Source organism: Pandoraea pnomenusa (assembly GCF_000767615.3).
GTDB lineage: Bacteria > Pseudomonadota > Gammaproteobacteria > Burkholderiales > Burkholderiaceae > Pandoraea > Pandoraea pnomenusa.
This window is the reverse complement of record NZ_CP009553.3, coordinates 2665506-2681960: the sequence shown is the minus strand read 5'-3', so window position 1 is coordinate 2681960 and position 16455 is coordinate 2665506. Positions and strand designations below refer to the sequence as shown.

The window sequence follows — 16455 nt, the reverse complement described above, 5'->3', positions numbered from 1 at the left end:
GCCAAGTCTCGTACGTACCGTACGTGTGCTTATGTCTCGTGCCGCATACGCGGCCCGTCCCGTTCCGCCGTCAGGACTGCGTTGCGTTCGCCATGAGGGTCAACTGCCGGATATCGAGCAGCGTAATCTCGCGCTGGCGAACGCGAAGCGCGTTCTGTGCCTGCATTCGGGAGAGCATCCGGCTGACGGTCTCCAGTTGCAGCCCGAGGAAACTGCCGATCTCTTCACGCGTCATGCGCAGCAGGAAGGCGTTCGGCGAGTAGCCCCGCGCGGCCAGCCGGGCGGACACATCCAGCAAAAAGCTCGCCAGTCGGGCCTCGCCGCGGGCGGTGCCCAGGCGCAGCAACTGCTGCTGTTCCCGTACGATGCCGGCGGCGATAAGGCGGTGAAGCTGGTGCTGTACGGCAGGCGCCTGCGTGCCGATCGATTCCAGCTCGGCGAACTGGATGGCGCATACCTGGCTGTCTTCGAGGGCAACGGCCTCGGAGACATACCGGCCGCCGGCAATCCCGGCCAGGCCGAGCAGCTCGCCGCCCATCAGGTAGCCCGTGACCTGTTCGCGCCCGTCGGGGTGCGTCAGCACGGTCTTGAACGAACCTGCACGCACCGCGTATATGTACTCCAGCGTGTCGCCCGGTCGAAACAGCACCTCGCCGCGCCGGACTGTGCGGCGCACCCGCGTCACGCAGTCAAGCCGGCGGGCCGACTCGTCGGAGAGGCCTTCGGCCAGGCAGAACTGCCGAAGCAGGCAAGTGCTGCAACGGGGGGCGCTGGCATCGACGTCATCGAAGGCGCGATGGATCCGGATGGTTCGCGCAGCGATTTCGGCGGGTTCGGCCGGCTCGCGGGGACCGGGTGCGAACGGCGAAATCGGGGAGATGGGCGAAAGGTTCGAAAGGGAAGATGGGGCGTACATGGCAACTCCGTCGCAACGGCCTCAAGTCAAGTCATCACGCTTGAAGTATTGGAGAGAGCAGGCAGAAAAAAAATAAGCGCGTGGCGCGACGTCGTGTCAGCCGCGATGACAGCTTGTAGGCATTGGACTACAAACGGTGCGTTCAGGGATTGTCGCGAAGCAGATCGTGCCGGATCGCGTAATGCACCAGTTCCGTCTGACTTCTGAGCTGGAGCTTCTGGAGGACGCGGGCCTTGTAGGTGCTCACGGTCTTGGCGCTCACGCACAGGCTGTCCGCGATGTCTGAAAGCGACAGGCCGCGTGCGAGCATCAGGAAGACATCGAATTCCCGGTCGGACAGGCGCCGGAAGCTCGGGCCTTCGTCGATCGTGCTCGCCAGATCCCTGGCGATTCGTTCGGCCATCGATGGGCTCAGGTACACCCCGCCGTCATGCACCTTGCGCACGGCGCTCACCAGTTCCGCCGGCGCGCTCTCCTTGGTCAGGTAACCCGCGGCGCCGGCCTTGAGCGCCCTCACCGCATACTGCTCTTCGCCGTGCATGGTCAACACGAGCACGGCGAGCCGGGGGAACGTGGCCTTGATGTGGGCGATCAGGTCGACGCCGCTGCGCCCGGGCATCGAAAGATCGAGCAGCAGCACATCGCATGGCGTGGTCTGAAGCAGCGACATCGCCTCGGCGCCGTTCGATGCTTCGCCCACAATTTCCAGCGCCTCATTGCCGGCCAGGATGCGTTGCAATCCTGCCCGTACCAGCGTGTGATCGTCCGCAACGATGATGCGAGTCATTTGCCCGCCTTTCTGTCGTATACCCCGTTCGATGTATTGCATGTGCAATACCCACGTACGCCCGTGCCCGGGCGTCCATGAAAACGATTCTACACGCGGCGTGGCGCCTCTGGCCGACGCGTTCGACAGGTGGCGTCTATAGCGCATTTCCGGGGACTTCGGGAGACTCGACACCTGTGGGTGGGATCAGAAGCACCGGACGGTGCGCCTGCCGTGCGCAGTTTTCCGCAACGCTGCCCAGCGCCAATCGTCGGAAGCCCCGTCGACCGTGCGTGCCGATCACGATCAGGTCGGCTTGCCACTCGTCGGCGGCGGCGTTGATCTGCACCGCCACGTCTCCGCCCAGCGGCAGCAGGTCGCGAATCTCCACGTCCCCGCTCACGCCTTCCTCGTTGAGCCGCTTCGTGGCCAGTTCACGCATGCTCTCCCCTTGCATCCGGAGCGCTTCGATAAAGGGAAACGGATCGGCGTCAGTGACATAGGCAACGGGAATGTCCACCACGAACAGCACGTGCAGCCGCGCCCGGCGTGCCTTTGCCATGGTCAATGCGTAATCGAACGCGGCGTCAGCGGTCGGACTGCCGTCAATAGCGACCAGGATTCGTTCATACATGATGTCCGCCCTCCTCGGTGACCGTCGGCAGGCCCGCCGCGCGTGGCGTCGCGCCATCCGCTCCCGTGACCAGCATGACGGGGCGATGCGCGCGGCGCAGCACCTGCTCGGCGACACTGCCGATCATCAGACGCCGAAAGCCCCTGCGCCCGTGCGTGCCCAGGATCAGCAGATCGGCTTGCCATCGCTGGGCTTCACGCAAAATGGCATCGGCGACCGTGCCGCCCCAGGTGCGCAGATCGATCGAACGCGTGTCGGCCTGCAGGCCTTCGTCGTGCAGTTTCCTGTAACTGTCGGCCAGGGTGAGTTGGCCCTCGGCGATCAGACCCTCCCGAATCGCTTCAAGGTCGATGTAGGCGGCAAACGCCGCCTGGTAATGGGTGAACGGATCGTCGATGACGTTGACCACTCGCACGACATCGTCTGGCATGGCAAACCGGATCGCTTCGTGCAGGGCGTGCCATGAGGTCTCGCTGCCGTCCGTGGCAAGCAGGATTCGATGAGACATTGCGTCGTCCTCACAGGAAGAGTTCAGTGAATACGCGTGACGCTCGCCGGTGACGTGATTCACCCGGCGTTGTGCTGACGTTACGCTGGCGATTAGACAGTAGCGCCACGCGCACCCGCCGTGTGTCGGCACGCGACGCGGCATTGACTCACATCAACGTCGCGCCGCGCGTGACCGGGCGATTCGCTCCAGGACGGCTATGCTCTCAGTGCCGGAGACGATATTCGCTCCGGTCCCTGTCGGAGGTGTTCCCATGCAGATGAGTTTTCTGGGCGCGGCCGGAACGGTCACGGGATCGAAAACCCTGCTTTCGGCGGCGGGCAAGCAGTTGCTGGTCGATTGCGGCGCGTTTCAGGGCATCAAGAACCTTCGAGCGCGCAATTGGGCGCCGCCGGCATTCGATCTGCATCGTCTCGATGCCGTCGTGCTCACTCACGCCCACATCGATCACAGCGGATACCTGCCGGTGCTGGCTCGCTATGGATTCCAGGGCCCGGTGTACTGCACGGCGGCCACGCGCGATCTGTGCGAGATCATGTTGCTCGACAGTGCCCATCTGGAAGAGGAGCAGGCCGACTTTCTGAATCGGCACGGCAAATCGAAGCATCACCCCGCCCTTCCGCTCTTCACGACTGCCGATGCCAGGCGGGCCATCGGGCTGCTCAAGCCGAGGGCATTCGACACGCCGTTCGCCGTTTCCCCCGACATCGAGGTCACCTTCCGCCACGCGGGTCATATTCTCGGCGCGGCCATGGCGCAGTTCGACGTCGGCGCGACAAAGATCCTTTTCTCGGGCGACCTTGGCCGGGCCGACGACCCGATCATGCCGGCGCCGGCGAATCCGGAGACGCCCGACTATCTGGTGCTGGAGTCCACTTACGGCGATCGTCTGCACGACCGCACCGATCCTGGTGGACAACTCGCCGAGATTCTGCACCGGACGTTCGCACGCGGTGGCACCGTGATCGTGCCGGCGTTCGCCGTGGGCCGGGTGCAAAGCCTCATGTACTGGATCGCCCGACTGAAGGCGGCCGGCGAGATCCCGGACATACCGGTGTTTCTCGACAGCCCGATGGCGATCGACGTGACCCGCGTCTATTCGGCGCATCTGGCTGACCAGCGACTGGACCAGGCGCAATGCGCGCAAATGTGTGGCGCGGCCACCTTTGTCACGAGCGTCGACCAATCGAAGTGGCTCGATACGCGGGCCATGCCGTCGGTCATCATCGCGGGAAGCGGCATGGCCACGGGCGGCCGGGTGTTGCACCATCTCAAGGCGATGGCGGGCAACTGGCGCAACACCATCCTGTTTACCGGATTCCAGGCGCCCGGCACACGCGGATCGACGTTGGTCGACGGCGCAAGCGAGGTGAAGATCTTCGGTGAGTATGTTCATGTGACGGCCGAAGTCGTACAGCTCGATACACTGTCGGCGCATGCCGACTATGCCGAGACGCTCAACTGGCTCGCGAAGTTCGACCGGCCTGTGCGTCACATTTTTGTCAATCACGGGGAGCCGGCGGCGTCCGACAGTTTGCGCAGACGCATCGCCGAACGCTTCGATTGGCCGTGCCATGTCGTGGAGTTCATGGAGCAGGTGAGCCTGTCCGACGCGGGCCTCGCGTCGGCGCATCGTCCCCCGCCACAGGAGCCTGGCCGTGAAGATTGAGTTCCCCCGCGTCGCCGCCGTCTACAACGCCGACGACATGACCATCGAGTTTGCCGTCGACTGCGACGGCAAGCGGATCGTGTGTGCCATTTCTGCCGAGGCGCTCGAAGACCACTGCGACGCCAAGTCCATCAATGCCGAAGACCTGATGGTTGCCTTCCGCGCCCACCGCCCGTCGATCGAGAAAATGACGGCGCGTTATCTCAAGCTCTGTCAGGGCGCGCCGATCCTGCTGCGAAGCGGCCACTTCCGTTGGGGCATGGAGTGCCCGCCTTGCCGGGACGGATGATGAGCTCTGGTGGGCGGGCGACCGGTGCGACGCGCATCGCGGGCGAGATCAGATAACGGCGCGCGACGCGTGCGGTATCACTGCGACACCGCCTCCAACTGAACGCCCCGCGTTTCCACGCCAAAGCACCAGACGCACACGGCGGCGACGCCGAAACACGCGGCGCCGAAGGCAAACACCATGCCGCTTGTCGACCAGGTCACGAGCGCGCCCACGAGCGTAGGCCCGAGCAGCGCCCCGATGCGTCCGCAGAACGACGCATACCCGCAACCGGTGGCGCGAGCTCGCGAGGGAAACAGCTCCGGCGTGTAGGCGTAAAGGACCGCCCACATGCCGAACGCGAAGAACTGCATGCTCGCGCCTGCCGCATAGACCGACCAGGGCGCCGCACCGGTCACCAGGACCTGACCGAACGCATACGTCGCACACGCGCCGCCCACGAGCGTCCCGACACAGGTCGCTTTTCGTCCGAGACGCTCCACGGCCCAGGCGGCGGCGAGAAATCCGGGAATGCCGCCCAGCGAGATGTACACCGTGAAGAGCACGGATTGCGTCACCACGGCGCCCGCCGCCTGCTGAAGTGCGCCGAGCCACGTATTCAGTCCGTAAAATCCCAGCAACGCGAAGAACCAGAGCGTGCCCACGACCACCGTGCGCCGCCGGTAGCTCGGCGACCAGATGACCCGCATGCCCCGCGCCTGCGTCTGGGCGTCGGGGCTGGCAGGAGAGATCGGCGGCAGCACATCGAGCTTGAGACGGCGCATCACCGAAGTCTCGACCGCGCCCACGACGGCGTCGGCCTGCGCATGGCGTCCCTGCGACTCCAGCCATCGCGGCGATTCCGGCACGTACCGCCGAATCACGAACAGGAACAAGGCGGGAATGGCTTCCAGCGCGAACAGAACACGCCAGTTGTGGTGTGCCAGTACCGCATACGAGAGCAACCCGGCCGTGATGAACGCGAGTGGCCAATTGCCGTCCATCAGCGCCAGGTACTTGCCGCGACGCGCGGTCGGAATGAACTCCGACAGCAGCGTCTGGGCAAGCGGCAATTCCATGCCCATGCCAACGCCAAGCAGCAGCCGGAACACGCCCAGTTCGACCGGGCCGGAAGCGCTCGCGCACAGCAGGCTGCCCGCCCCCCATACCACCATGCTGATCTGGAACACCGGCTTGCGCCCGAAACGATCGGCGGCCATGCCCGAGCACACCGCGCCGATCGCCATGCCGACGAAACTCGCGCTGCCGATCATCCCCGCATGCACGTTCGACAACCCGAATTCCGTCTTGATCGAGCCCAGCACGAATGTCATCGTTGCCAGATCGATGTTGTCGAAGAAGAACGCCAGCGCAATCACGAGAAACAACCATCGGTGGTACCCGCATACCGGCAGTCGCTCCAGGCGCTGCGCTGCCGTGATGCGGCCTACTTCAATCGAATTCATTTTCATACGCCCTCCTCCGTTTCGGTCCGAGCCGTTTTGTTCGTCGGTCGGTCCCGGGATCGGCACCGCCTACATCAATATCGGACGCCAAAAGCGGAGGGGCGCGCTGGAAAATGTCGTGCGCAATCGAAGTTACGCCAAGATGCTATTTTTGGGTGCCCCCAAAAGTGAACACGGATTAATACGAGCGCCGTCTCCCAATGCGACTCACCACAGGAAGCCCACGCCCACCGACGCGCCAACGTCCCCGCGCGATGACGTGTTCGCCACGCCCTTCAGCACCCACCGGCCATCCGCGGAAACCGACGACAATGCCATCGCCAGACCGCCTTCTCCCCGCCAGGTGGCGCCGCTGAAACTGAACATGTGTTTGCCTGGTTCGGTTGCCTGAGGCAGTCCTGCCATGGCCATCGCGGCCGCAATGCCGGCGCTGAGTTCTCCCTCCAGATGCTGCATGTCCCCTCGCACGCCGGCGAGTTGCTGACTGAAGTCGCGGTGAATGGCGCGAAGCTGGTTGACGTTGACGGCATCCGTTCCGGCGGTTCCCGGCCGAACGTTGGCGATTTGCCGCTCCCCGCCTGCGATGCCTATCGAAACCGTGTTGTCGCGGGTCGCCACCGAGCCCGCGCCGAGCGCAACGGATTGCGTCGCCGACGCGCGACTTCCATTGCCCAGCGCCGTCGAATGGTTGCCGCTCGCCTTTGCGCCATTGCCGACAGCGACGCTGTTCTCGCCGGACGCCTCGGCGCCGGTGCCAACGGCCATCGAGTTTTCGCCGGACGCCCTGGTTGGCGGCTGGATCGTCTTGCCCGGATTGATCTTGAACATCTCGCCGTTGCCATCCATGCGATGCGCGATATCGTGCCGAATCTCGTTCAGGCTGCCGTCGCGCCGCGTGAGGGGGGGGCCGGGCTGACGGGCGAGTTGCTGCTCTTGACCAGCGTCTGATTGGTAAGGCCGATGGCCAGCGCGACGGCTCGACTGACGGCGCCGTCCAGTTGCCGCTTGTTCACCGCGTCGGTATCGAAGCGGCCGTCGGCGGTATGACTGATGGTCCGCTCCGCGCCCGCGGCGCCCACCGCGACCGAGCCCACGGTGTCGTTCATCGCGCCGGAATAGTCACCGACATAGCGTTGTCTGCCCTGGGCCGCGAGGGCACCCGCGCCCAGCGCAACGTCGCCATCCTCGCCGGCAATTGCACCGTTGCCGACGGCGGTGGAATCGACGCCTTTGGCGAGCGCCATCGGCCCGGCGGCCACGCTGCCGGGACCCGCGGCAAGTGAATCGGGAAGCGGCGGAGCCACGCCGCCATTCGCATTGAAGTACTTGGCGCGATTGCCGCCTTCGCCGATATTTTTCACAGCCTCGTCAAGCGCCCGCACCAGTTGATTGGTCACGTACAGCTGCGACCCATTGACCGCGTCGATGCTGTCCTGCGTCAGGCGGCCAGCCGCGACGTTCTGGATCTGGCGCGGCGCGGTGACACTGCCGATGCTCAGCACATCGCCGGGCGCCGGGTGGCCGCCCGCAAACGAATGGACCATCCCGTCGACGACGAGCCCCTGAATCGGCACCGCAGCGGTCGCGGTCGATCCGTTGCCCAGGACGACCGCGCCGGCAAGAGTCGCGTCGCGTACCGCGATGCCGTTACCCAGTGCGAGGACGTTCGCCGGTACCAGGACATTCCGACTCCCGATCGCGATTGCGCCATCGCCGCTGACGATGTTCGATCCCCCCAGGCTCACCGCCTGCGCACCGCTTACGACACTGCCATTGCCCAGGCTAATCGCTTGCGCACCGGTCGCCTGAGCCTCCCTTCCGACGGCGAGGGCGCTCGCCGCACCCGCCAGGGCGTTGTACCCGACTGCGGTGCTGCCCTGCCCCCGTGCCGACGCGTCCTTGCGATCGAGCCCCGTGTCGTTTGTGCGCACATAGCGAATACCGACACCGTTGGCGTCTGTGCCGGCTTGTCCTGCATCGCCGGCAATGTTTCGCAGATTCTGGTTAGTCTCGTAGAGCTGCGCCCCGTTAACGACATCGGTACTCGAGGGACTCAGTTTGCCGGGCGCGACATTGGTAACGGTCGTGGGGGATCCGGCCGGATTCATCGTCACGCGACTGAAGTTGATGGTGCCCTCAGGCGTCTTGTCGTACTCGACGGCGCCTGCGGCGGGTGACGCAGACAGCAGCGCCTGATATGTCGCGAACAATTGCGAGCCGTTGATCGCATCGGTGCTGGTGCCGTCGACCCGACCGGCTGCGACGTTGGTGATGGTCCGCTCCTTGCCGGTATCGCCGACGCTGACCGTGCCCGATGGTGTTGCGCCCGCGAACGTGTATGTCTTGCCACCGAGCGTCGTGCCGCTCGTGCCGACGGCCACGGCGGTCCTGGCGCCAGCACCGAGGGCCACGTCACCCGCATTGGTGGCGATGGCATTTCTGCCCAGCGCGATGGCGCTGGCACCGGCCGCACGAGACTCCCCGCCGATCGCAATCGCATTCGTGCCCGGGGCCTGTGCACCCGCCGCCGCCGTGTTGGAGGCGTCGCTTCCACCGATCGCGATGCTTCCGGTGCCGGTCGCGCTCGCCCATTGCCCGAGTGCCGTCGACCCCATGCCAGTGGCGCGCGCCGCCATCCCCACGGCCGTAGCCCGTTGCGCGCCGGTCGTGCTGAACCCGATCACAACGGCACCGTTACCCGTGGCAGTCGAAAATGGGCCCATCACCTGAACGCCCAGTTTGCCGCTGGCACTGGCCGAGCATCCGATCACGTTCGACCAAATGCCCGTGCCGTCGACAGGTTTGGCGGAATCGCCTCGAACGATGCCGTCCGGGCCTGCACCGGGCGTAACTGACGGGCAGTAAGTGGTATAAGTGGTGGCCTGGACGCAGGACGACGCTGCGAGCCAGCCGAACGCAGCGGTCCCCAGGACAGCGTGCAGCAAACGATGACGAGTGCTGCGCGCGGGCACTTCCCGGTAAGTGATTTGCTTGGCGGCCGTCCCATGCGCTCCGAACCGCTCGCTTCTCACAATCTTGATTGGTTTTCCCATCGTTCTCGATCCCCATCGTTGATGTGAAATTGCCCCCCTGCACCCTTGTTCGGATGGGCACCAGACGGAAGGCGTTGGCCAACATGAGGCTAGTGTCGAAGCGGAAGGCGTGGCTGGCCGACGCGACCGATGACACGTATTGGAAAAACCAAGAGATCGTTGAAAACGCCGGTCGGCGCTGGTGCGGCGCGAGCGTTGCGCCCGGCTCAGATGGGCTGGCCCGGCCCGGTTAACGGGCCGGTTCCCAGCGCGGCAGCCCCGGGCAAGTGCGCCTTGAGGATCGCCACGACCGCTTGCGTTTTCAATGGCACGGGCCGCGCGGCGGGGACGAGAGCATTGAGTTCAACGGCGGGCACGGCGTGCGATGGAAGCAGCCGAACGAGACGGCCGACGGCAAGGGCGTCCGCGCAAGCAGGTTCCTGAACCACTCCCACCCCGGCGCCGGCCAGCAACATTTCGTACATCGGCCGCCAGTGACTGACGACGATGCACGGGCGAATGGGGACGAGCATTTCGCTTTGTCGTGCACCGATCAGCGGCAGGTGCTCGTTATTGAACTGCCCTTTGACGTGAATGAACGGATGGTTTGCCAGATCCCTGGGGGACGCGATGTCGCCATGGCGGGCGAGGTAGTCCGGCGCGCATACCAGCATTCGACGCACGTGGCCGAGGGGGTGCGCTATGAAGTTTCCCTCGCCCGTAGCCCCCAGCCGTAGCGACATGTCCACGCCCTCGGTCACCGGGTCGACCACGAGATCGTTCAGGACGAGCTCGATGCACAATCGCGGGTGCAGCTCCCGGATGCGCAGGAGCGCCCGGGGAAGCACGACGCCCCCGAAGCATTGCGGCGCCGCAATGCGCACCGTGCCGAAGATCCCGTCCGCACCTTTGGCGACGGCCGCGCAAGCCTCCTCGGCAGCGTCCAGCACATGCTGGCACCTCGTATGAAACAACAGCCCTTCATCCGTGCAGGCGAGCGCGCGCGAGTTGCGACGAAGCAACTGTACCCCGAGGTACTGTTCCAGTCGTTCAATGCGTTCGCTGACGGCGGGCTGTCCGATGCCGAGATCGCGTGCCGCACCGGACATGCTGCCCCGCTCGACAACCCGAACAAAGATGCGCATGGCGGCCAGTAAATCCATGCGGGCGATCTTATCAGCAATCCGGCGGCCCGCTGCACGATGGCAAGGGGTATGCCGCCCCGACCATGTGCATGCCGAGCCCCTGCGGACCGATTCATCGGAGCGCTCGCATACGGCTACTTCGCAGGACGAAATCGGTCCGGATCAAACGCGTCGTCTGCGAGGCCGGACAGTGACGCGCCGCGCTCGAAGGGAAAGCGCATGTACGGCGCCTGAGGCTGTCCCGGCGGCGAATACTGGCCGTCGGCGAGGATGCGCTTCTTGGCGCTCAGCCGTTCGATTTCGCAGCGGATGGCCACGATCTGATTCGCCGCACCGGACTCGATCGGCGTGTAATCCTTCTCCGGCCGGAATTTATCGAGCGCGGCATTCTGATGCGAAATGACGTCTTGCGTTTGCTCGCGCATGATCGCCTTGCATCGCGCAATGACGCTGTAATACTCCAGGCTCGTGTTCTGCCCTTTTGGCGCTTTGAGCAACGCGACCGGACGGTCGACCACCAGGGTAACGCGGGGATTCTCGGCGAGCAATTTTGCGAATTTTCCGAAGCGCGAACAGTGAATCAGGAAGGCATCGCCGGCAAACGTGAAGCTCTGCGGGACGACATACGGATGCGGTGAGTCGTTGACTGCCACCCGGCAGATCAGTTCGTCGCGCAGGAACGCTTCGATGGCGGGCCAGTCGGTCCACGCGAGATCGGTGCGGCGCATTTCGGGATCGAGATAGTCAGGCGTCATGAGCGCCGTCTCCTTCTGAAAGGGTGAGCAATTGGTCGCGGCCCGGGCCCAGGCCGATCCCGGCAATGCGGCATGACGTGGCTTGTTCCACGGCTTGCAGCAGTGCCTGGAGTGCGCCCGGCAGATCTTCCGGGCGGCGGACATTTCGCGGCAATGCTTCGAACGCCGTGAAACGGCGAATCGCGGGGACACTTCGGCCGCCCTCGGATAGGGCGATGCCCAGGACCGGCACCTCTCCCGCATGCGTCTTCGCAAACCACGAAAGACAATCGCATTTGTTCAGATAGAGCTCGTCCACCGCATGGCGCTCAACCGCGTTCGCGAGCGCCGCAAGGTCGAGGTACCCCAGGCGCCGTGGCCGCCCGCTGCCCGTGCCGTATTCGCCGGTCAGCATGCGCAGCCCGATTCCCATGTCGAAGTCGTCTTCCGACGCGAGCATCGACGCCGCGTCGAAGCGGTCGCGCTCCTCGCGCCAGCCCGTGCCGCGTAGCGCCGCGTCCGCGCAGTACCGGGCGGAGCGCTCGCCGCCGAATTCGGTGGGAAACGGCCCCTCGCCCACACGCGAGACGATCGCTTTTGCCACGCCGATCGTTTTGCGGTGATAACGGTTGGACAGGTCGCCCCCCACGAATGCGAACGCCGGCGCCGTATGGCTCGATGTGACGTAGGGCTGTTCACCTCCCGCGACATCGAGCATGACCGACTGCGCCCCTTCGAACAACACGCGCGCCCCGGCTTTGACCCGGTGCGTCAGCCAGAGCGTGTCGGTCACGACAATCGTCTCCCGCAATGTTCGCCAGGCGGCGCGCATGCGCGCGAGCCTGTCTGCCGTGGCGGCGCGTGCGGCCGGTGCGTCGTCGAACTGCGCCGCGTATCGAAGCATCTGCTCGAAGGCGCCGGCGTCATCGGCCACGAGATCGCGAACCTGCACGACCGAGCGCATCCCGCGGTGCCATCGCAGTGCCAGGTCGGCATAGCACGGGCCAATGCCGTTGCCCGTCGTTCCGATGCCCGCACCGTGCCTGGCGTCGAAGTCGAGGTGCATCGGCTGGATGACCGCACAGCGTTCATTGACGTAAAGCCGCCCGTCGATGCGTGTCCCCGCGTCCCGGAGCGATGCGATTTCATCGGCCAGTTTTATCAGGTTCACGACGCATCCGGAGCCGATGTAGAGCGAGAGGCCCGGATGAAACACGCCGGAGGGGATCTGCGCAAGCCGTGCCTGTCCTTGCGGCGTTTGCACCGTATGCCCGGCGTTCGCGCCACCGTTGAAGCGCGCCACGATGTCATAGTCGCCGGCGATCCGGTCGACGATCTTGGCCTTTCCTTCGTCGCCGTACTGCATGCCGACCAGCACGTCGGCAAACCCCGTGCGTGTCTTCATGACGCCAGCGCGAAGGTCGCTTCGACTTCGACGGGGGCATTCAGCGGCAGGCTGGCCACCCCGATGGCAATGCGCGCGTGCTCGCCCGCGTGCCCAAAAATGTGCGTCAGCAGATCCGACGCGGCATTGATGACCGACGGCGCGTCGGCAAAGCCTTCCGAGGTCGCGACGAAGCCCCCCACCCGCAACACGCCTGCGACGCGCTCGAGCCGGCCGTCTGTTGCCACGTGGGCCCAGCCCAGCACGTTCATGACGCACAGGCGCGCGGCGAGTCGCGCGTCGTCGACGCAGACGTCCGACGGCACCTTGCCAACGCAGACCGGCGCACCGTCGCGCACCGGCAGTTGTCCCGAGACGATCAGCGTATCGCCATGCAGCTTGAAGGGTTTGAAAGGGGCCGGTGCGAGCGTGAGTTTCGGCAGCTCGAGCCCGGCGGCGGTGATGCGTTCGTAGACGTTCATGGGATCTCCTGAATGGCGCCGCAACGGCGGCCATTCATTCTGGGCGATCCGGTCTACGGAAAATGTCGCGCCAACGCCGACGTTTGTCGCGCCGACGCCGATTGGCGTCAGGCGGCGTCGATGCGGAAGAATTCCGTCGGCGTGCAGCCGAGCGCCTTTCGGAACATGGCGCTGAAAGCGCTGGTGCTGTCATAGCCCAGCGACGAGGCAATGTCGGTGACCGGGCGATTGGCGCTGAGCATCTGCACCGCCTCGAGCAGCCGGGCCTGTTGCCGCCAGCGTGTGAAGGTCATGCCCGTCTGCTCGGGAAACAGGCGGATGATGGTCCGCTCGCTAGCTCCGACGACTTTGCTCCAGGCCGCCACGGAAGTCTCTTCCGCCGGATTGGCGAGGATCCACCGGCAGATGCGCGCAATGCGCTCGTCCGACGGCATCGGCAGATGCAACGGCTCGACGCCCACGGGTCGAATCTCGTGAAACAACAGATCCACGACGGCGGCATCGCGGCCTGTGAGCGCGTAATCGAGCGGCATGCGCGTGACCGCCGCGATGAGCTCGCGCAGCAGCGCCGAGACCGACACGACACAGCAGTCGCCCGTCGCAAGCGGCGAGTGCGCCGGGTCGAAGTACAGCGTCCGCATTTCGATGGCGCCGACGGCCTGCATGCAATGGCGAACGCCGGGCGGCACCCAGACGGCACGAAGCGGCGGCACGACCCACGTCCCCTTGGACGTGGTGACAACGATGGAGCCTGAGCTTGCGTAGATCAGTTGCCCACGCACGTGCTCGTGATCGTCGATGAAGAACCGATCGGGCAAGTCGCGCGCCATGCCGCCCACCGGGCGCGGAATTCGCTGATAGTCGTCCCGGTTCTCACTTTTTCCAAACATGGCGTAACCTCGGCATCGATTGACACTTGTTCGCGCGCGGCTGGGGCGCACCTCTCTTAGATTCGGACATTGCGTCGCCACCACGCGGCGCGAATTCGACTTCCATTTCGATGAGTGAGGCTAGCATGCCGGTTTACCGTTCGTTTGATCAAGAGGCGCTCGACCTTCAGTACAACGTACGCGCAGGAATTCCCGATCATCTCGAGATATTCTCGCGTTGGGCTCGCACGGGGGAAACCTTCCGCCGCGCCACGACGTTCAGGGAAGATGTCGCCTATGGCGACGACGCGAAGCAGACCTACGACCTGTTCCCCGCGCAGCGCACCGGGAGGCCAACGCTGGTGTTCATTCACGGCGGGTACTGGCAGTCGCTCGACAAGTCCGATTTCAGCGCGCTCGCAGGCCTGTATCAGGCCAACGACATCAACTTCGCCGTGGTGAACTATCGCCTTGCACCGAACGTGCGCATGGGCGACATCGTCGAGGACAATCGCCAGGCGCTACTGCACCTGTATCGCAACGCGACCGCGCTCGGCATCGACCGCGATGCGCTGTACGTATGCGGCAGTTCGGCGGGCGGGCATCTCACAGCGGTGCTGACCGGCACCGACTGGACGGTCTACGATGCCCCCGCGAACCTGATCAAGGGGGCGTGTGCCATCAGCGGGCTCTACGACCTCGAGCCGATCCGCCTGTGCTACCTGAACCAGGCGGTTCGGCTCGATCCGTCCGAAGTGGCCGACTTCAGTCCCATCCATCATCTTCCCCCCGTGCCGCTGCCTTATATTCTCAGTGTGGGTGGCGACGAATCCGACGAATTTCACCGGCTTCAGGCGCAATTCCAGACGCGGCTCGACGATCATGGGCTCGACGTCAAGGTCGTGCGCCAGCGTGACGGCCACCATTTCGACGCCGTCGACCGTGTCGGAGAATCCGGCAGCGATCTTTCGACGGCGATTCTCGCGATGATCCGGGGGCGCTGACCCGCCTCGCCCGCACGCCGGCGTGCGCCCCGCGCCGTTGAACGGGGCCGCGTGGAGAAAGCGTCGATAGTCTGGCAAGTCCCTACTTGCGTGCGGGTTCAGGTGAGAGTAAAAGGAGCCATCGTCAACTACGCCGAGTCGAACACCCATGGATCAGCCCGTCAAGCTCAACGCCAATTCGCTGGGCCTCGTGGAGTCAGTGATCATGGGCATTGCCGGCACGGCGCCGGCCTACAGCATCGAGATCACGACGTCGACCATCATCGGCACGTCCGGCACGCTCTCTGCCGCAAGTATTCTGGTGTGCGGGCTCATCATGTTCGGTATCGCCTTCGCGTTCATCAATATGAACCGCGCCGTGGCGAGTGCCGGCACCTCCTACTCATGGGTCAGCATGGTATTCGGCCGCACGCTCGGCTTCTTTGCCGGGTGGGCGTTGCTGGTGCTTTGCTGCGTGTTCATGGTGTCCGCGATGATTCCGGCGGCCAACGCCACGCTGCTCATCTTCGATCGGCCGATGATGAACAACGTCCATTACGTGACGCTGATCGCCGCCGCGTGGCTCACCGTCGTGAGTGCCGTGGTCGTCAAGGGAATCAAGCTCACCAGTTATGTGCAGGTGCTCATGACGATCGTCGAAGGCGTGATCCTGCTGGCGATTATCGTGGCGAGCTTCCTGGTCTTCCCGCACGCCCCCCAACATCCGTTCGAACTGCACTGGTTCTCGCCGTTGGCGTTCACGCCCGCGCAGTTCGCCAACGGCGCGCTGGTGGCGATTTTCTTCTTCTACGGCTGGGACGTGACGATGAACCTCAGCGAGGAGACGCGAGACTCGAACCGCACCCCCGGGCGCGCGGCCTTCTGGTCGATGGTTTTCCTCATGGTGTTTTTCCTCGTCTTCATCGTCATCACGCTGCTTGGCCTGTCCGACGCCGAGATCCAGCACTACAACACGAATATCATCTTCGCCATTTCGGAAAAGCTCTTTGGTCAAACGTGGGGCTACGTGGCCATTGTCGCGGTGCTGCTGAGCACCGTGGGCACGGTCGAGACGCAGGTCCTGCAGTTCACGCGCACGCTGTTCGCCAAGAGCCGCGACGGCGCGCTCCACCACCGCTATGCGCGCCTGCACGCGCGCTGGCAAACGCCCCACATTGCCATCTTCTTCATCTGGGTCGCGGGCATGGCGCTGTTGCTGATGTCCTCGTACCTGCCGACGATCAACGTGATCCTGCAGGATTCGATCACCGCCATTGGTTTCCAGATCTGTTTCTACCTGGGGCTGACCGGGCTTGCCTGCGGGTGGTACTACCGCAAGACGATCACGAAGGGGCCGTGGACAGCCGTGACCCACGTGATCTGGCCGGTGGCCAGCGGCCTGTTCCTTTTCTTCATTGCGCTCTACAGTATTCCGACATTCGACTGGGTGACCAATGTCGTGGGCATGGGCGGCATCGCCATCGGGGTCATTCCGCTGCTGGCCAACCGCAAACAGATCTGGCGCGCGTCGCCGGGCTGAGCAGAGCCGGGGGCATGCGAAAAGGGCTGCATATGGCGACATATGGCAGCCCTTTTTGC

The 16455-nt window shown here is 64.7% G+C and carries 16 protein-coding genes; 4 read left to right on the top strand and 12 right to left on the bottom strand.

The genetic code is table 11. The annotated features are described in order from the left end of the window. Window positions 1-70: 70 nt before the first annotated feature. The 4 genes from LV28_RS35990 to LV28_RS35975 form a co-directional block, all read right to left on the bottom strand. Window positions 71-916: a cyclic nucleotide-binding domain-containing protein gene (locus LV28_RS35990; protein WP_023595991.1), complete on the bottom strand. Its 846-nt coding sequence runs from the start codon at window positions 914-916 to the stop codon at window positions 71-73. A 142-nt stretch (window positions 917-1058) separates the two neighbouring features. Next, complete coding sequence (locus LV28_RS35985) at window positions 1059-1703, bottom strand: response regulator (RefSeq protein WP_023595990.1); 645 nt, start codon at window positions 1701-1703, stop codon at window positions 1059-1061. Between the two features lie 136 nt (window positions 1704-1839). Next, on the bottom strand, window positions 1840-2316 hold the full coding sequence (locus tag LV28_RS35980; protein ID WP_023595989.1) for a universal stress protein: 477 nt from the start codon (window positions 2314-2316) through the stop codon (window positions 1840-1842). Continuing rightward, the gene (locus LV28_RS35975; protein ID WP_023595988.1) at window positions 2309-2824 is read right to left on the bottom strand and encodes a universal stress protein; all 516 of its coding nucleotides are present in this window, start codon (window positions 2822-2824) and stop codon (window positions 2309-2311) included. The genes LV28_RS35980 and LV28_RS35975 overlap by 8 nt, the downstream gene beginning before the upstream one ends. Window positions 2825-3077: 253 nt before the next feature. Here LV28_RS35975 and LV28_RS35970 point away from each other — a divergent pair, with 253 nt between their 5' ends. After that, window positions 3078-4493: an MBL fold metallo-hydrolase RNA specificity domain-containing protein gene (locus LV28_RS35970; RefSeq protein WP_023874349.1), complete on the top strand. Its 1416-nt coding sequence runs from the start codon at window positions 3078-3080 to the stop codon at window positions 4491-4493. After that, window positions 4483-4782, top strand: a complete 300-nt coding sequence (locus LV28_RS35965) for a DUF1488 family protein (RefSeq protein ID WP_023595986.1) — start codon at window positions 4483-4485, stop codon at window positions 4780-4782. Before LV28_RS35970 ends, LV28_RS35965 begins: the two co-directional genes overlap by 11 nt. A 77-nt stretch (window positions 4783-4859) precedes the next feature. Here the strand turns inward: LV28_RS35965 and LV28_RS35960 are convergent, their stop codons facing one another. The 8 genes from LV28_RS35960 to LV28_RS35920 all read right to left on the bottom strand — a co-directional run bounded on the left by LV28_RS35960 (window position 4860) and on the right by LV28_RS35920 (window position 13894). Continuing rightward, a complete protein-coding gene (locus LV28_RS35960) occupies window positions 4860-6233 on the bottom strand; it encodes an MFS transporter (RefSeq protein WP_038617546.1) in 1374 nt (457 codons plus the stop codon). A gap of 201 nt (window positions 6234-6434) precedes the next feature. Continuing rightward, window positions 6435-7073 (bottom strand): YadA family autotransporter adhesin, encoded by a 639-nt coding sequence (locus tag LV28_RS35955; RefSeq protein WP_048806345.1) that lies wholly within the window; start codon window positions 7071-7073, stop codon window positions 6435-6437. A 29-nt stretch (window positions 7074-7102) separates the two neighbouring features. Further along, window positions 7103-8950, bottom strand: coding sequence for a YadA family autotransporter adhesin (locus LV28_RS49155; RefSeq protein ID WP_503423036.1), 1848 nt, complete (start codon window positions 8948-8950; stop codon window positions 7103-7105). A 536-nt stretch (window positions 8951-9486) separates the two neighbouring features. Beyond that, on the bottom strand, window positions 9487-10422 hold the full coding sequence (locus LV28_RS35940) for a LysR family transcriptional regulator (RefSeq protein WP_023595982.1): 936 nt from the start codon (window positions 10420-10422) through the stop codon (window positions 9487-9489). A gap of 116 nt (window positions 10423-10538) precedes the next feature. Continuing rightward, window positions 10539-11159, bottom strand: a complete 621-nt coding sequence (locus LV28_RS35935) for a pyridoxamine 5'-phosphate oxidase family protein (RefSeq protein ID WP_174234921.1) — start codon at window positions 11157-11159, stop codon at window positions 10539-10541. After that, window positions 11149-12543 (bottom strand): adenylosuccinate synthetase, encoded by a 1395-nt coding sequence (locus LV28_RS35930; protein WP_038617551.1) that lies wholly within the window; start codon window positions 12541-12543, stop codon window positions 11149-11151. Before LV28_RS35930 ends, LV28_RS35935 begins: the two co-directional genes overlap by 11 nt. Then, complete coding sequence (locus LV28_RS35925) at window positions 12540-13004, bottom strand: RidA family protein (RefSeq protein WP_023595979.1); 465 nt, start codon at window positions 13002-13004, stop codon at window positions 12540-12542. The genes LV28_RS35930 and LV28_RS35925 overlap by 4 nt, the downstream gene beginning before the upstream one ends. A gap of 107 nt (window positions 13005-13111) precedes the next feature. Next, window positions 13112-13894, bottom strand: coding sequence for an AraC family transcriptional regulator (locus LV28_RS35920; RefSeq protein ID WP_023874356.1), 783 nt, complete (start codon window positions 13892-13894; stop codon window positions 13112-13114). Between the two features lie 125 nt (window positions 13895-14019). Between LV28_RS35920 and LV28_RS35915 the strand changes: the two genes are divergently transcribed. Both LV28_RS35915 and LV28_RS35910 read left to right on the top strand, forming a co-directional pair. After that, window positions 14020-14877, top strand: a complete 858-nt coding sequence (locus LV28_RS35915; RefSeq protein ID WP_038617553.1) for an alpha/beta hydrolase — start codon at window positions 14020-14022, stop codon at window positions 14875-14877. Between the two features lie 148 nt (window positions 14878-15025). Beyond that, window positions 15026-16396 carry an APC family permease gene (locus tag LV28_RS35910; RefSeq protein WP_038617555.1) on the top strand — a complete coding sequence of 457 codons (1371 nt, stop codon included), beginning with the start codon at window positions 15026-15028 and terminating at the stop codon, window positions 16394-16396. Window positions 16397-16455 lie beyond the last annotated feature (59 nt).

Coding starts and splice junctions, on each gene's coding strand:
- LV28_RS35990 (WP_023595991.1), bottom strand. CDS start 916: ATGTACGCCCCATCTTCCCTTTCGAACCTTTCGCCCATCTCCCCGATT.
- LV28_RS35985 (WP_023595990.1), bottom strand. CDS start 1,703: ATGACTCGCATCATCGTTGCGGACGATCACACGCTGGTACGGGCAGGA.
- LV28_RS35980 (WP_023595989.1), bottom strand. CDS start 2,316: ATGTATGAACGAATCCTGGTCGCTATTGACGGCAGTCCGACCGCTGAC.
- LV28_RS35975 (WP_023595988.1), bottom strand. CDS start 2,824: ATGTCTCATCGAATCCTGCTTGCCACGGACGGCAGCGAGACCTCATGG.
- LV28_RS35970 (WP_023874349.1), top strand. CDS start 3,078: ATGCAGATGAGTTTTCTGGGCGCGGCCGGAACGGTCACGGGATCGAAA.
- LV28_RS35960 (WP_038617546.1), bottom strand. CDS start 6,233: ATGAAAATGAATTCGATTGAAGTAGGCCGCATCACGGCAGCGCAGCGC.
- LV28_RS35955 (WP_048806345.1), bottom strand. CDS start 7,073: ATGGATGGCAACGGCGAGATGTTCAAGATCAATCCGGGCAAGACGATC.
- LV28_RS49155 (WP_503423036.1), bottom strand. CDS start 8,950: ATGGGCCCATTTTCGACTGCCACGGGTAACGGTGCCGTTGTGATCGGG.
- LV28_RS35940 (WP_023595982.1), bottom strand. CDS start 10,422: ATGGATTTACTGGCCGCCATGCGCATCTTTGTTCGGGTTGTCGAGCGG.
- LV28_RS35935 (WP_174234921.1), bottom strand. CDS start 11,159: ATGACGCCTGACTATCTCGATCCCGAAATGCGCCGCACCGATCTCGCG.
- LV28_RS35930 (WP_038617551.1), bottom strand. CDS start 12,543: ATGAAGACACGCACGGGGTTTGCCGACGTGCTGGTCGGCATGCAGTAC.
- LV28_RS35925 (WP_023595979.1), bottom strand. CDS start 13,004: ATGAACGTCTACGAACGCATCACCGCCGCCGGGCTCGAGCTGCCGAAA.
- LV28_RS35920 (WP_023874356.1), bottom strand. CDS start 13,894: ATGTTTGGAAAAAGTGAGAACCGGGACGACTATCAGCGAATTCCGCGC.
- LV28_RS35915 (WP_038617553.1), top strand. CDS start 14,020: ATGCCGGTTTACCGTTCGTTTGATCAAGAGGCGCTCGACCTTCAGTAC.
- LV28_RS35910 (WP_038617555.1), top strand. CDS start 15,026: ATGGATCAGCCCGTCAAGCTCAACGCCAATTCGCTGGGCCTCGTGGAG.